The organism is Mycolicibacterium rutilum, assembly GCF_900108565.1.
Lineage (GTDB): Bacteria > Actinomycetota > Actinomycetes > Mycobacteriales > Mycobacteriaceae > Mycobacterium > Mycobacterium rutilum.
In genome coordinates this window covers 3273038-3287540 of sequence record NZ_LT629971.1, presented here as the reverse complement: position 1 = coordinate 3287540, position 14503 = coordinate 3273038, and the positions used below count along the sequence as shown (strand labels likewise).

Sequence of the window (14503 nt, the reverse complement as noted above, 5' to 3'; positions counted from 1 at the left end):
GTCACACTCCCGCCTTCTTGCGGTCGTAGTCCTCGACCCAGGCGGCGGTCTCCTTGTGCAGATGCCGGATCAGCACCTCCTGGTCACACAGCAGGAACTCGTCGAGAACCTGCGATTCGATCATCGACTGCGTGGCCTCCAGCGTGTTCGCGTCCTGCAGCCCGTATTCCTTGAACGAGACCGCTGCCAGTTCCTGCGCGATGCGCTCACGCGGGGTGCGCGGCTGCGGGAAGTACGCCGAGCCCTCGAAGATGTGCGTGTTGTGCGACGTCGGCCAGTAATGGTACGTGATGTACCAGCCCTGCCCCCAGAACAGCAGCACGAAGTTGGGGAACAACTGGAACGAATCCAGCCCCCACGGATCGCATTTCGCGGGGTTGAGCCCGACGGGCATCTCGCCCAGATCCGGTTTGTCCCAGGGCCCGAACAACCCGCTGCGGCAGATGTCCTCGATCGGCTTGCGCATCTCGTCGGCCATCTCCCACGCGCGCACACCCGACGTGCTGACCAGTCGGTGGGGACCCTCGATGCGGTAGTGCGGCGCCTCGAATCCGGCCTCGGCAGCGGCCTTCGAATATGCCGTCGGTGACTGGTTCGCATGCAGCACAGGCGCGTGATAGAACTCCTGGAACGCGTCCATGTACAGCTTCCAGTTTGCCTTCACCTCGGAGCGGTAGGTGAAGCGCGAGGTCATCTTGTCGAAAGGGTAGCCCTCGAGGTCGGTGATCATCGGGCCGAGGAACTCCCGCAGCGACTGTTCCGGCTGCTTGGCGAAGTTGACGAAGATGAACCCTTCCCACACCTCGCAGTGCACCGCGACCAGGCCGTAGCGGCTCTTGTCCAGGTCGAAGAACTCGCCCTCCTGCTGGACGAACGTCAGGTTGCCGTCGAGGTCGTAGCGCCAGGCGTGGTACTTGCAGGTGAACTGTCGGCACACCCCGCTGGTCTCTTCGAGCGGCATGTCGTTCCACACCAGCTTGTTGCCGTGATGGCGACAGATGTTGTGGAACGCCTTGATCTCACCAGAGGTGGTGCGCACCACGATGATCGAGGTGTTGGCGACTTTGAGCTCTTTGGTGAAGTAGCTGCCCTTGCGCGGAACCTGTTCGACGCGACCGACATTCAGCCACGCCCGCTTGAAGATCGCGTGACGTTCCTTCTCGTAGAACGCCGGGTCGATCGAATCCTCGTAGGAGACCGGGGCGGTTCCCAACTCGGGATAGTGCTGCGTCCAGCTTCCTTCGGGCGGTTTGGGGAATCGAGCCACCGGCTTCTCCTGTCTGCGCATTTCGGCATTCGGCGGGAGCCTGACAAGCCGACGATATATGCTGCCGAGGCCAATCACAAGTAGTTGATACTCCTCGCAGGGGTCGTGCCGAAGGGAGCCGAACAGGTGCGTCGAGATGAGCTGTTCATCGGCGGGCAGTGGTCGGCGCCGAGCACCGATCAGCGCATCGAGGTCATCTCCCCTCACACCGAGGAACCGGTGGCCCGGGTGGCGGCCGCTGCGCCGGCCGACGTCGACCGAGCGGTCGCAGCGGCGCGCACGGCGTTCGACTCCGGTCCGTGGCCGCGCTTGTCGCCGGCCGAGCGCGTCGCAGCGGTGCGGCGAATCGCGGCCCTATACGCGGAGCGGCGCGGCGAGATGGCCGACCTGATCACCGCGGAGATCGGGGCACCGATCAGCTTTGCGCAGCGCGCGCAGGTCGGCCTGCCCGCGATGATGATGACCGCGTTCTGCGACCTCGCCGAGACCTACCCGTGGGAAGAGACGCGGCCCGGCAAGTACGGGGCGGACCTGCACATCCGGCGCGAGCCCGTCGGCGTCGTGGCCGCCATCGTGCCGTGGAACATGCCGCAGTTTTTGATCGCCACCAAACTGATCCCGGCGCTGCTGGCCGGATGCGCGGTCGTGCTCAAACCGGCGCCCGAGTCACCGCTCGACGCGCTGCTGCTCGCCGAGATGCTGACCGACGCCGAACTGCCGCCCGGCGTGGTGAGCGTGCTGCCCGGTGACGGGTCGCTCGGCGAGTACCTCGTCAGGCACCCCGGCGTCGATAAGGTGTCGTTCACGGGGTCCACTGCCGCGGGCAAGGCGGTCGCCGCGGCGTGTGCGGCCGACCTGCGGCGCGTGAGCCTGGAACTCGGCGGCAAGTCCGCGGCGATCGTGCTCGACGACGCCGATCCCGCAGCCGTCGCCGCGGGCGTGCGCTCGGCGAGTCTGTCCAACAGCGGGCAGATCTGCAACGCGCTGACCCGGATACTGATACCAGCCGGGCGAACGGATTTCGTCGACGCGCTGGCCGCCGAGATGTCCTCGCTCGTCGTCGGTGATCCAACCGATGCCGCCACTCAGGTCGGCCCGCTGGTCGCACGCCGCCAGCAGCAACGGGTGCGCGGCTACATCGAGGCGGGCGTCGCCGAGGGCGCCCGGCCCGTCGTCGGCGGCACCGACATGCCCGACGGCATCGACCGCGGCTGGTTCGTCCGTCCCACCCTGTTCGCCGACGCCACCAACACCATGACGATCGCGCGCGAGGAGATCTTCGGCCCCGTGCTGACCGTGATCCCCTACGCCGACGAACACGAGGCGGTGGCGATCGCCAACGACTCCGACTACGGCCTGGCCGGCTCGGTGTGGACGGCCGACACCGGCCGCGGTCTCGGCATCGCCGCGCAGATCCGCACCGGCACCTTCGGCGTCAACCAGGGCTACACGATGGATCCGTTCGCGCCGTTCGGCGGGGTGAAGGCCAGCGGCTACGGCCGCGAACTGGGTCACGAGGGCATCGCCGGTTACACCGAACTCAAATCGATCTCCGTTGCGGCCGAAACCAACCCGGCCGCGACCACCGCAGGCAAAGGAGCGTAACGACCGATGCACGAGCTGACACGCGAACCGAACTTCGCCCGGCCGGTTGCCCCGCACCGCGCCCGGATCTACCTCGCTGTGGCGGCACTGACCGGCGCGGTGTTCCTGGTGATGACGATCGGCGTGCAGTTCGGGTTGATCGCGCCGACGTTGACATCGGACGTCGTCGCCAACCTGCTGTTCGGCATCCCGGTGATCCTGGTGCCGCTCGTGCTGCTGTGGGATGCGCCCGGGGAGAACCGCACCCGGCTCGACAGGGCGGCCGAACTGACGCTGTTCTATCTGCCCTACACCGCGTGCAGTCAGATCGGCTACGAGTTGATGTTCCTGGTCGGCCACCCGCTCGGCTGGTGGACGCCGACTACGGATCCCGGCTGGAAATGGTTGTGGTGGCAGTACGCGCTCGCCGACACCCGGTACGTCAGCGGCAACCCGTGGATCTTCGCGCTCGAGGTCGTCGGTGTGACGACCGGCGTGATCGTCTTTGTCATGTGGACCCGCCTGATCAAGCCGGACCTGTCGCAGGAGTCGCGGATCCGTTGCCTGTGGGGCGCTTTCGCGGGTTGCGCGGTGTTGATGGCCAGCACCGCGGTGTACTTCCTGGCCGAGGTCGGCGCCGGCTTCGCCGACATCGGTCAGGGCGCATACGGCATCGGGTTCAAGTTCATCGCCGAGAACGTCCCGTTCATCGTGCTGCCGCCGCTGGTGCTCTACGCGATCCATCTGCAGATCGACTACCTGACCCGCCGGGCGGGCGCGGCGGCGGCCAGCCCGGAGGCGCGGCTGGAATCCGCCTGACTCAGGGCAGTTTGATCGCCGAGACGTACATGTCGACGATCGGCCGGTACAGGTCGACATCGTCGAGTTCGCTGCCGAGCACGATGGCGTCGCTGGTGGCGATCAGCACCTGAGCGAGCGTGAGCGGCGGGATCAGCACCGTGCCGCCCAGCCTGTCGATGCCTTCGACGATGAACTTCGCCAACGCTTCGGCCACCTCGGTGCGCTTGGCGGCCAAGCGTTCCCGCGCGTCCGGGTTGCGAAGGAGGTACAGCGTGAACTCGTGGCCGAGCGCGGCGTGCTCGGCACCGCGGTCGCGGCTGAGCTCGCGCCAGCGTTGGGCGATGTCATCGCGCTCGCGGGCACCCACCTGTTTGGCCGCCGACATCACCTCGGCGAAGTTCTCGAAGTAGCGCCGCCAGTACCGGTCGCTCACCGCCAGGAACAGCTCCTCCTTGGTGGCGAAATGCTTGTAGATCGCACCCTTGGTGTAGCCGGCCACATAGGCGATGTCATCGAGAGTTGCTGCGGTGAAACCCTTCTCGCCGAACACAGTCTCCGCGGCGTCGAGCAGCAGGGACCGGGTGTGCTCGAGTCGGCGCTCCCGCGTCCAACGCTCAACCATGACGGGATTCTGCCACAGGAATCTGAGAAACCATTGAGTTATCCAGATACTGGTCGGTATATTCACGGACGTCGCGTGGCCGATGCGCGATCGAGGAGGCGTGGTGAGCGAACTGTCGAACAAGCGGCCAACCGAGTCGCTGAGCACGGTCGGTCCACTCGAGGAGAAGGCGCCACAGTCCTCGCGCCGGGTCAAGATCTGGGCCACCGCAGGCGGACTGATCCTTGCCCTGCAGGTCTACGTGTGGATCCGGTGGATCACCGGCCCCTACTTCACGCCCGTCGATCCCGGGCCGACGGATCCGCCGACCTTCATGAAGGTCGCCCTGATGCTCTGGCAGATCGGCTCGCCGGTGCTGTTCCCGGTCGCGATCTGGTGGTTCATCATCCGGCCGTGGCGCCGCGAGCGACGCATCACGTTGGACGGCATGATCATGGTCTCGACGGGTCTGTTCTTCTTCCAGGATCCGCTGCTCAACTACATCAACACCTGGTGCACGTACAACGCCTGGGCGTTCAACATGGGGTCGTGGGCCCCGCACGTGCCGGGGTGGCTGTCCCCCGAGAAGCCCGGCGCACAGGTGGCAGAACCGTTGGGCATCAACGTTTCCGGCTACGCCTACGGCGTGCTGCTGTGCACCATTCTCGGCTGCTGGGTGATGCGCAAAGCCCAGCAGCGGTGGCCCAGCCTCGGCACCAAGGGGCTCATCGGCGTGGCCTTCGCGTGGGGGTTCGTCTTCGACTTCGTGATGGAGGGGCTGATCCTCATGCCGCTGGGGATGTACACCTTCCCCGGCGCCATCCAATCGCTGTCGATCAACGCGGGCACCTACTACCAGTGGCCGATCTACGAGGGCCTGATGTGGGGCGGCGTACAGGCTGCGCTGTGCTGCCTGCGGTTCTTCACCGATGACCGCGGCCGCACGGTCGTCGAACGGGGACTCGACAACATCCGCGGAGGTTTCGCCAAGCAGCAGTTCGTCCGCTTCCTGGCGATCTTCGCCGCGATCAGCGCATCGTTCTTCGTCTTCTACATCATCCCCGCGCAGTTCATGGCCACACATGCCGACCCGTGGCCCGAGGATGTGCAGAAGCGGTCCTACTTCACCTCGGGTATCTGCGGCGACGGCACCGACCGGCCGTGCCCGGATCCGTCGCTGCCCATTCCCACCAAGCACTCCGGCTACATCAACACCGAGGGTGAACTGGTGCTGCCCGAGGGTGTGGAACTGCCTGCGGTGGTGCCGCACGAGCGGAGCGAATAGGTTGACGGCCCACAACCACGCGACCGTGCTCGAAAATCATTCCGCTGCACCGTTCTACGTCGCGGTCGGCGACGAGGTCGAGGTGTTCCGCGCCGCGGCCCGGCGCGGTCTGCCGGTGCTGCTGAAGGGCCCGACCGGCTGCGGGAAGACGCGCTTCGTCGAGGCGATGGCGCACGAACTCGGCCGCGACCTGATCACGGTCGCCGGTCACGAGGACATGACCTCGGCCGACCTGGTCGGCCGGTTCCTGCTCAAGGGCGGCGACACGGTGTGGGTGGACGGGCCGTTGACCCGGGCCGTGCGCACGGGCGCGATCTGCTACCTGGACGAGATCGTCGAGGCGCGCCAGGACACCACCGTCGTGATCCACCCGCTCGCCGACCACCGCCGCGAACTGCCGGTCGACCGGCTCGGCACGACGCTGTCCGCGGCGCCGGGATTCCAGCTCGTGATCTCCTACAACCCGGGCTACCAGAGCGTACTCAAGAACATCAAAGAGTCGACGCGGCAACGGTTCATCGCCATCGAACTGGACTTCCCGCCGCCCGAGGTGGAGACCGAGATCGTCGCGCACGAAGCGGGAATCGACGCCGAGACGGCACGTCTGCTGGTGACGGTCGGCAACGCGATCCGCAACATCGACGGCGCACCGCTGGGTGAGGCCTCGTCCACCCGGATGCTGATCCTGACCGGCGGCCTGATCGCCGAGGGGCTCGGAGTGCGCCGGGCCGTGCAGGCAGGAATCGTCGAAACGCTGTCCGACGACCGCGATGTGGTGCGGGCGCTCGGCGAGCTCGTCGACGCGCTGCTGCCCCGGCCGTGAGCCCCGACAACCTGCAACGATTTCGGCTCCTGGCGACCTTCGTCGCCGGCCGCCCGGTCGACGTCGCGTCCGCGCCGCCGGGACAGCCCCCGCACACCAACGGTCGAATCATCTTCACCACCGCGGGAGCGTCACCCGAAGACCTCCGACACGAAATACTCCTGCAGAGCGCGCTGATCGGGGCGGGCAGCCTGCACACGCACTTCGTCCGTCCGCTGCGGGCACGACCCGCGCTGGCCCGCCGCTACCTCGCGATCGAGGGGTACCGGGCACTCGCGCAAACGGCGCTGCGGGTGCCGCTGGCCGCCACGCTGTGCACCGGCGGCGCACCGGCGTCGGCGTCCGCCGCCGAGTCGCTCGACATTGCGCGCACCAGAACACGAATCGACGATCCCCCGCCCTGGTTCGGTGCCATTCGGCCGGGCGCGCTGTCGGCCTCCGGCCCCGAACCGGGTACCTCCCGGGCGTCGGATCGCGACCTGACCCTGTCGGCCGAACCCGAAGACGACGATCAGGACGAGGGTCCGTCGGAGGAGAGCAAGATCCTCAAGATGTTCGACAACCCGCTGTTCAATTCGAAGGCGGTGTCGGATTTTCTGCGCAAGCTGCTCGGCACGTCCCGATCATCCGGTGACAGTGCCGCCGGCGGCGAACTGCCCGCCGAGGCGGTGCGGCGGGTCCGCGCGGCCGGGGCCAACGCCCGACCGCTGCCGACCCGGATCCACTTCAGCGACGACGAGCGACCGGGCGCCGCCGTCGGGGTGGGCGGCGCGCTGCACCCGGAGTGGGACGTCTTCGGGCGACGCTACCGGCCGGACTGGTGCCGCGTCATCGACTATCCGCTGACCGTGGCCGCCGATGTCACCGCCGCCACCGTCGCACCCGACGAGGTCCTGCGCCGCCGACTGGCACGGGTAGGCCTGGGACCAAAAGCGTTGCGGCGCTGCCCCGACGGCGACGAACTGGACATCGAAGCGCTCGTCGACCTGTCCGTCGACCTGCGCTCGGGCTTCTCGCCGCCGGAGCACATCTACACCGAGCACCGCAAGATCGCCAGAAACCTCGGCGTGCTGATCCTGCTCGACGCGTCGGGGTCGGCCACCGATTCCGACCCCGAGGGTCGCAGCGTGCACGACCTGCAGCGACGGTCGGCGGCCACGCTGGCCGCCACCCTCGAGGATCTCGGTGACCGGGTTGCGGTGTACGCCTTTCGCTCCCAGGGCCGGCACGCCGTGCACCTGCCCGCCATCAAAACCTTCGGACAGCGCTTCACCGCGGTCGGCCGCGCTCGGCTCAACCAGTTGCAGCCGTCGGGATACACCCGGCTCGGCGCGGCCATTCGCGGTGCCGGCGAGATTCTCAAGGCCGAGGCCGGCACGCCGAACCGGTTGCTGCTGGTGCTCTCCGACGGACATCCGTACGACGACGGCTACGAGGGCCGCTACGCCGAAGCAGACGCGCACAAGGCGCTCGAAGAGCTACGCGCCGACGGCGTTGCGTGCCTGTGCCTTTCGCTCGGCGCAACCACCGGTGAAGACGCTCTTGAACGCGTCTTCGGCGCGACCAGTCACGCCAACGCCGCGACACTTGCCGAGTTGAGCCCGCGGATGGATGAGCTGTTCGGGTCCGCACTGCGCGAGCTCTCGGCCCCGCGCGCAGGGATGTCTAGCGGGCGGGCAGGCCGAGCACCCGCTGCGCGATGATGTTGCGCTGGATCTCCGAAGCGCCGCCGGAGATGGTGCCCGCGTAGCTGCTGATGTAACGGGTGAACCAGTCGGCGGTGAAAAGCTCCGCGCTGTACGGGTTCTCCGGGGCGGTCAGCGCGGGACTGCGCAGGCCGTTGACGCCTGCGGCGTCGAGCGCATATCCCAGTGCCCGCTGCTCGGCCTCCGATCCGAACAGCTTCAGCACCGAGATGCCGGGGATGTCGCGCTCGCCGCGCGCCGCCTGGCCGAGGGCCACCGATCCGAGAAGCCGCAGCGCCTCGAAGTCCATCGCCACGGTCGCGTAGCGGTCGCGGTCCACCGCACCCACCGGACGGAAGTCCTCCAGCAGCTGCTCGAGCCGATTGGCGAACGCCATCCACATCATCGTGCGTTCGTGCCCGAGCGATCCGTTGGCCACCCGCCATCCGCCGTTGAGCGGACCGACCAGGTTCTCGGCGGGCACCCGGACATCGGTGAAGAACACCTCGTTGAAGTCCACGTGGTCCCGGTCGTACACCGACGGGAACGGCCGCCGGACCAGTCCCGGACTGTCGGCGGGGACCAGCAGCACGCTGATTCCCTTGTGCTTCGGCGCATCCGGGTCGGTCCGGACGAAGGTGAGGATGACGTCGGCGTCATGGGCGCCCGAGGTCCACACCTTCTGCCCGTTGATGACGAACTCGTCGCCCTCGCGCACCGCGCGGGTGCTCAGCCCCGCCAGATCCGAGCCGGCGCCGGGCTCGCTCATCCCCAGCGACGCGGTGATGTCGGCCCGCAGGATGGGCACCGCCCAGCGCTGCTTCTGCTCGTCGGTGCCGAACGACAGCAGCGAGGCCGCGATGATGCCGACGCCCTGCGGGTTGAACGTGTGGTAGATCCGGCGTCGCGCCAGCTCCTCCCGGTGGACGAACTGTTCGAGGATGCCGGCGTTGCGGCCACCGAACTCCGGCGGATTGCCGGGCAGCAGCCAGCCGTGGTCGAACTGCAGACGCTGCCAACGCCGCGCCCACTCCGGCACGTGCGCGGTCGACCGCGACCGCTCGGCCGCCGCTTCGGCTTCGGCGGGCAGGTTCTCGTCGAGGAATCGGACGAACTCCGCCCGGAAGGCCTCGACGTCGTCGTCGAACGTGAGCTGCACGAAGCCAACATATCAAGTACTTAACATTTGCGGCGCGGTGCGATATGAAGTAGTGGATGCTCGACGCAGAGAAAATCCTCGTCACCGGTGCGACCGGCAAGATCGCCTTTCCGATCGCCCGCGCGCTGGCTCGGCGCAACGAGGTATGGGGCGCCGCGCGACTGCGCGAACAGGCCGACCGGGACCGGTTGACCGCGGCAGGTGTCATCCCGGTCCCGCTCGACATGAGCGACGGCGACTTCTCGGCGCTGCCCGACGACTTCACCTACGTCTTCCACGCCGCAGTCGATCCCGGAGCGGGTCAGTGGACCGACTGCCTCGAGACCAACGCGCAGCGCTCGGGTGATCTGCTCCACCACTGCCGTGCGGCAAAGGGTTTCGTCTTCTGCTCGACGGGGTCCATCTACGGTTACCAGGGTCAGCGGCCCCTGACCGAATCCGATCCGCCGGGCGTACCGCTGCGGGCGAACTACAGCTTCTCCAAGGTGGCCGCCGAGGCCGTGTGCACGTGGGTCGCCCGGCAGTACCGGATTCCGCTGACGATCATCCGGATCTGCTCGACGTACGGGCCCGAGGGCGGGGCCCCGGCCGACCGCCTCGAGTCCATCCTGGCCGGCAGGCCGATCCGGCTGCATCCGGATCGGCCCAACAACTACAACCCGATCTACGAGGACGACTACGTCGAGTTGGGCATCCGGGCCCTGGAGGTCGCCGCCACCCCGCCAGTGGTGGTGAACTGGGCCGGCAGCGAGACCGTCAGCGCCGAGGACTACTGCGGCTACCTGGGCGAACTCGTCGGTATGGAACCGGTATTCGAGTACACCCCCGAGGCGCACACACCGCTGTGGCCAGACGTCACCCACATGCACGAGGTACTGGGCCGCACCAAAGTCGGCTGGCGGGACGGGTTTCGGCGGATGGTGCAGGCGCGTCACCCGGAACTCGAGCTGGCCGAACCGGATTCGAGATAGAGGAGGCGTCGATGCTGTTACCGGGCACCCCGTCGGATGAGGTCGCGCCGGTGCTGGCCGAGGGTCGCGGCGACATCACGACGCTGTTCGTCTCGATGGCCACCCGCCATCCCGACGGCAGCGACGCCGAGTACCTGCGCTGGCACACCCTCGACCACCGTCCCGAACAACACCGGCTGTCGGCCGTACGCGCCTCCATGCGGATCGTGTCGACCCCGGAATGCCGGTCCGCGCGCGCCGCCGGAAGCGGTCGTTACGACGCGATCGACCATGTCATGACGTACTTCTTCACCGATGTCGGCGGGATGGAACCCTTTCTCGCACTGTCGAAGGCGCTCGGTGACGCCGGACGCAAACTGCCGCTCCTGCCACCCGTCGAGCGTGGCGTCTACGCGGTGAACGACAAGACCGCGGCCGCACGCGTCAAGGTCGGCGCCGATGTGGTGCCGTGGTGGCCCAGTCAAGGCATCTACCTCCTGCTGGAGAACCGGGCCGTGCCCGCCGACGGTCTGGCCGCAGTCGACGGCGTCGCCGCGGTGTGGACGGCCACCTCCCTGCCCGTCGAACCGCGGCTCGCCAGTGCCCCAGCCGGCCAGGCCCTGACCTACTGCTTCCTCGACGACGACCCGGTCACCGTCGCCGAACGCCTCGTACCGCACCTGCGCGACCGGTGGCAGGAGCACGGTGTCGAGCCGCTGCTGGCCGCACCGTTCTACCCGGTCGTCCCCCACCAATGGGACCGGCATGTGCCGTGAGCGGAGGAGCTGAATGCGCATCGGTTTGATGGTGGGCTCCGACAAGGAGCGCGACCGCGCGGACCGGTTGCGCGGTGTGGTCGCCGACGGAAAGGCCGCCGAGGACCAGGGTTTCGCATCGTTCTGGATGCCGCAGGTACCGGGCTACCTGGACGCGATGACCGCTGTCGCACTGCTGGGCAACGCCACCGGACGCATCGAGCTCGGCACGGCGGTGGTGCCTGTCCAGACCCGCCACCCGCTCATCATGGCCCAGCAGGCGCTGACCACGCAGGCCGCCTGCGGCGGGCGCTTCACGCTGGGGCTGGGCCCGTCACACCACTGGATCATCGCCGACCAACTCGGCCTGGACTACGACCGCCCCGCCTCGCTGGTGCGCGACTACCTGGAGGTGCTCGACGCGGCGTTCGGCGACCCCGGTGCGGTGGACGTCGACAACGCCAGCTTCCGCGTGAAAGCTCCCATCGACGTCACCGACGCCGGCGAAATGCCGGTGCTGATCGCCGCGCTCGGCCCGAGGATGCTGCGGATCGCCGGCGAACGCGCAGGCGGAACCATCCTGTGGATGGCCGATGAACGCGCGATCGGCGACTACATCGCGCCCGGTATCACCGCGGCGGCCGAGAAGGCGGGGCGCGACGGGGTACGCATCGTCGCCGGGGTTCCGGTCGCCCTCTGCGGCACCGACGACATCGACGACGCGCGCGCCTACGCCAGCGAGGTCCTCGGCCACGCCGACTTCTCCCCCAACTACGTGCGCTTGCTGGAGCACGGCGACGCCGCCGATGTCGGTGACACCATGGCCGCCGGTGATGAGTCGGCGGTGCGGGCCCGACTGCGCCGCTACCGCGACGCCGGCGTCACCGATCTGGCCGTGCGCGTGGTGCCACTCGGAAAAGATGCAGTGCAGCGTCAGGCGTCGCGGCGACGCACTCAGGAGTTCGTCGCGTCGCTGATACCGGAGTTCGATTCCGGGACATAGGCTCCCATGAACTCGATGGGCACCCCGCCCATCGTGCAGAAGAACAAGTCCACACCCGGCACCCCGGTGTCCAGCATCGTCACGTCATCGGCGAACGTGCCCGCTCTGGCGCGGACGGCCGCGAAGTCGTCGGCCATGAACGACAGCGCGGCCAGCCCCTCGGGCACCACGTCACGAAGGTGCTCGGGCACGTCGAGCACCTCGACCAACCCGGCGTCGCCGGTGCCGAGCATCGTCACCTCGGCCCCGTCGGACGGGGGCCAGCCCAGAGTTTTCTGGAGCACCTCGCCGGGCACGTGCATCCGGAACTGCACCGGCATCCCCATCACCTCGGTCAGGAAGGCGGTGAACGTCTGCGCAGAGTGGCTTCTCATCACGACGTGATGCAGGTTGGGCATGTCCGGTCTCTCCTCCGGTCCGGGCGCTTCGTCAGGCGCCGAGCATGACAAGGCCGCCCGCCACCAGCATGCGCCGACCGTCGAGTGCCTCCGCCATCCCTAGATAGTTAGACAAACGTCAACTATTTGCAAGGGTGAGTTGCGCTGTTACAGTGCGGGAGTGTCGGGCGCCGAGCAGGGAACTCTCGCTGACGGTGGTCAGCGGCGCGCGTCCTATCAGCGCTCCCGTTCCCACGAAACCAAGCGCAGCCTGGTGCAGGCCGCAATGGCCCTCTGGCGCACCAACGGGTATGCGAAGACGACCGTCGCCGACATCTGTCGCGCGGCGGGGGTTTCGCGCGGGCTGTTCTACTTCTACTTTCCCGCCAAGGAGGACATCCTCTTCGAGGTCGGTCTGCTGTCGACGCGGGCGGCGCAGCAGAAGGTTCGCGCGCTGCTGCGCGGCGACTACGACGTCGAGGCCGTCATCGGCGAGGCGCTGCGCAGCCTCGAACGTTCGATGGCGCGCAACCCCCGCGAGCTGATCATCCAGACCATCCTGGAGGGCTACCGACACGAGCACCGGATCCTCGCGGGCGAATCACCCGACGACACCACCGACGCCGACATGTTCGGCGAATTGTTCGCCCGGGCGCAGCAAGACGGGAAACTCGGCGCGCACGTCGACGTCGAGCACCTCTCACACCTGGCGGGCATGCACGTCAGCGAGGGTGTGCGGCATTGGGCCGGAGGCAGTTTCGGTGACCGACCCTTCGCCGACGTCGTCGCCTCCGACATCGCGGCGTTGATCACCGGATTCAATACCAGGGCCGGCGAGGAGCGACGCCACCCTCAGCGCAAGTGAAAGGAGACCACGATGGCGTGGGATTTCGAGACCGACCCCGAGTACCAGAAGGAGCTGGACTGGGCCGACGAGTTCGTCCGCGAGGAGGTCGAACCGCTCGACCTGGCATTTCCGGACCAGCAGTATGTACCGCTGGATGCAAACCGCCGCAAGGTGATCGACCCGCTCAAGGAGGAGGTCCGCCGTCGCGGCCTGTGGGCGACACATCTGGGTCCCGAACTCGGCGGCCAGGGCTACGGCCAGCTCAAGCTCGCGCTGCTCAACGAGATCCTCGGCCGCTCCCAGTGGGCCCCGATCGTCTTCGGATGTCAAGCGCCCGACACGGGCAACGCCGAGATCCTAGCCCACTACGGCAGTGAGCAGCAGAAGCAACGCTATCTACGCCCGCTGCTCGACGGCGAGCTGTTCTCCTGCTACTCGATGACCGAACCACACGCCGGCGCCGACCCCACGTTGTTCACCACCCGCGCGGTCCGCGACGGGGACGACTGGGTGATCAACGGATGGAAGTTCTTCTCCTCCAACGCCGCAACGGCGTCCTTCCTGATCGTCATGGTGGTGACCAACCCGGATGTGAGCGCCTATCAGGGCATGTCGATGTTCCTGGTGCCGACGGACACACCGGGCGTCAACATCGTCCGCAATGTCGGCCTGCATGGTGAACCCGACGGCGAGGGGTCGCATGCGCTGATCCACTACGACAACGTGCGGGTGCCCGGCGACGCGCTGCTCGGCGGCGAAGGGCAGGCGTTCGCGATCGCCCAGACCCGCCTCGGCGGCGGCCGCATCCACCACGCGATGCGCACGATCGGGTTGTCCCGCAAGGCGTTGGACATGATGTGCGAGCGGGCGTTGAGCCGCGAGACGCAGGGCAGCCGGCTCTCGGACAAGCAGTTCGTCCAGGGCTACATCGCCGACTCGTACGCGCAGCTGCTGCAGTTCCGGCTGATGGTGCTCTACACCGCGTGGGAGATCGACAAGTACAACGACTACAAGAAGGTGCGCAAGGACATCGCCGCGGTCAAGGTCGTGATGCCGACGGTGCTGCACGACATCGCCTGGCGGGCGATGCAGGTGCACGGCGCGCTGGGCGTCACCAACGAGATGCCGTTCCTCGGCATGGTCACCGGCGCGGCCGTGATGGGGCTCGCCGACGGTCCGACCGAGGTACACAAGGTCACCGTCGCCAAGCAGGTGCTGCGGGACTACCAACCCAATCCCGAGACCTGGCCCAGCGAGTGGATACCGGCCAAACGCGACAAGGCCCGGGCCAAGTTCGCCGAATACCTCGAGAACGAGGTCGGCAATCTGTGAGCGAAACAGCAATCGACACAGCGCGCCTGGCCGA

14 protein-coding genes are annotated in these 14503 nt (G+C 67.7%); 10 read left to right on the top strand and 4 right to left on the bottom strand.

From position 1 onward, the window contains the following. Window position 1 precedes the first annotated feature (1 nt). On the bottom strand, window positions 2–1267 hold the full coding sequence (locus BLW81_RS16085) for an aromatic ring-hydroxylating oxygenase subunit alpha (RefSeq protein WP_083410582.1): 1266 nt from the start codon (window positions 1265–1267) through the stop codon (window positions 2–4). A 126-nt stretch (window positions 1268–1393) separates the two neighbouring features. Here BLW81_RS16085 and BLW81_RS16080 point away from each other — a divergent pair, with 126 nt between their 5' ends. Both BLW81_RS16080 and BLW81_RS16075 read left to right on the top strand, forming a co-directional pair. Further along, window positions 1394–2872, top strand: a complete 1479-nt coding sequence (locus tag BLW81_RS16080; protein WP_083410581.1) for an aldehyde dehydrogenase — start codon at window positions 1394–1396, stop codon at window positions 2870–2872. A gap of 6 nt (window positions 2873–2878) precedes the next feature. Continuing rightward, window positions 2879–3670 carry an emopamil-binding protein gene (locus tag BLW81_RS16075; protein ID WP_083408029.1) on the top strand — a complete coding sequence of 264 codons (792 nt, stop codon included), beginning with the start codon at window positions 2879–2881 and terminating at the stop codon, window positions 3668–3670. A gap of 1 nt (window position 3671) precedes the next feature. Here BLW81_RS16075 and BLW81_RS16070 read toward each other — a convergent pair whose 3' ends face one another. Further along, window positions 3672–4274 (bottom strand): TetR/AcrR family transcriptional regulator, encoded by a 603-nt coding sequence (locus BLW81_RS16070; RefSeq protein WP_083408028.1) that lies wholly within the window; start codon window positions 4272–4274, stop codon window positions 3672–3674. Between the two features lie 103 nt (window positions 4275–4377). Here BLW81_RS16070 and BLW81_RS16065 point away from each other — a divergent pair, with 103 nt between their 5' ends. From BLW81_RS16065 to BLW81_RS16055, 3 genes are read left to right on the top strand one after another with little or no spacing between them, the layout of a single operon-like run. Then, window positions 4378–5538 carry a spirocyclase AveC family protein gene (locus tag BLW81_RS16065; RefSeq protein ID WP_083410580.1) on the top strand — a complete coding sequence of 387 codons (1161 nt, stop codon included), beginning with the start codon at window positions 4378–4380 and terminating at the stop codon, window positions 5536–5538. 1 nt (window position 5539) lies between these two features. Next, window positions 5540–6361: a CbbQ/NirQ/NorQ/GpvN family protein gene (locus BLW81_RS16060; RefSeq protein WP_083408027.1), complete on the top strand. Its 822-nt coding sequence runs from the start codon at window positions 5540–5542 to the stop codon at window positions 6359–6361. Continuing rightward, window positions 6358–8064: a nitric oxide reductase activation protein NorD gene (locus tag BLW81_RS16055; protein WP_235632018.1), complete on the top strand. Its 1707-nt coding sequence runs from the start codon at window positions 6358–6360 to the stop codon at window positions 8062–8064. Before BLW81_RS16060 ends, BLW81_RS16055 begins: the two co-directional genes overlap by 4 nt. On the opposite strand, the gene BLW81_RS16050 is transcribed toward BLW81_RS16055, so the two are convergent. Next, complete coding sequence (locus BLW81_RS16050) at window positions 8027–9205, bottom strand: acyl-CoA dehydrogenase family protein (protein WP_083408026.1); 1179 nt, start codon at window positions 9203–9205, stop codon at window positions 8027–8029. The genes BLW81_RS16055 and BLW81_RS16050 overlap by 38 nt on opposite strands. Before the next feature lie 56 nt (window positions 9206–9261). Between BLW81_RS16050 and BLW81_RS16045 the strand changes: the two genes are divergently transcribed. Genes BLW81_RS16045 through BLW81_RS16035 form a run of 3 tightly spaced genes read left to right on the top strand, consistent with a single transcriptional unit; the run spans window position 9262 to window position 11913 of the window. Beyond that, window positions 9262–10176 carry an NAD-dependent epimerase/dehydratase family protein gene (locus BLW81_RS16045; RefSeq protein ID WP_083408025.1) on the top strand — a complete coding sequence of 305 codons (915 nt, stop codon included), beginning with the start codon at window positions 9262–9264 and terminating at the stop codon, window positions 10174–10176. Between the two features lie 11 nt (window positions 10177–10187). Further along, window positions 10188–10931 carry a hypothetical protein gene (locus BLW81_RS16040; protein ID WP_083408024.1) on the top strand — a complete coding sequence of 248 codons (744 nt, stop codon included), beginning with the start codon at window positions 10188–10190 and terminating at the stop codon, window positions 10929–10931. A gap of 13 nt (window positions 10932–10944) precedes the next feature. After that, entirely contained in the window at window positions 10945–11913 is a 969-nt protein-coding gene (locus tag BLW81_RS16035) for an LLM class F420-dependent oxidoreductase (protein ID WP_083408023.1), read from the top strand. On the opposite strand, the gene BLW81_RS16030 is transcribed toward BLW81_RS16035, so the two are convergent. Next, window positions 11865–12311 (bottom strand): VOC family protein, encoded by a 447-nt coding sequence (locus BLW81_RS16030; protein WP_083408022.1) that lies wholly within the window; start codon window positions 12309–12311, stop codon window positions 11865–11867. The genes BLW81_RS16035 and BLW81_RS16030 overlap by 49 nt on opposite strands. 253 nt (window positions 12312–12564) lie before the next feature. Between BLW81_RS16030 and BLW81_RS16025 the strand changes: the two genes are divergently transcribed. Together BLW81_RS16025 and BLW81_RS16020 are read left to right on the top strand one after the other, a co-directional pair. Continuing rightward, window positions 12565–13155: a TetR/AcrR family transcriptional regulator gene (locus BLW81_RS16025; RefSeq protein ID WP_083410578.1), complete on the top strand. Its 591-nt coding sequence runs from the start codon at window positions 12565–12567 to the stop codon at window positions 13153–13155. Window positions 13156–13167: 12 nt separating this feature from the next. Next, complete coding sequence (locus BLW81_RS16020; protein WP_083408021.1) at window positions 13168–14469, top strand: acyl-CoA dehydrogenase family protein; 1302 nt, start codon at window positions 13168–13170, stop codon at window positions 14467–14469. The last annotated feature ends 34 nt before the right edge of the window (window positions 14470–14503 follow it).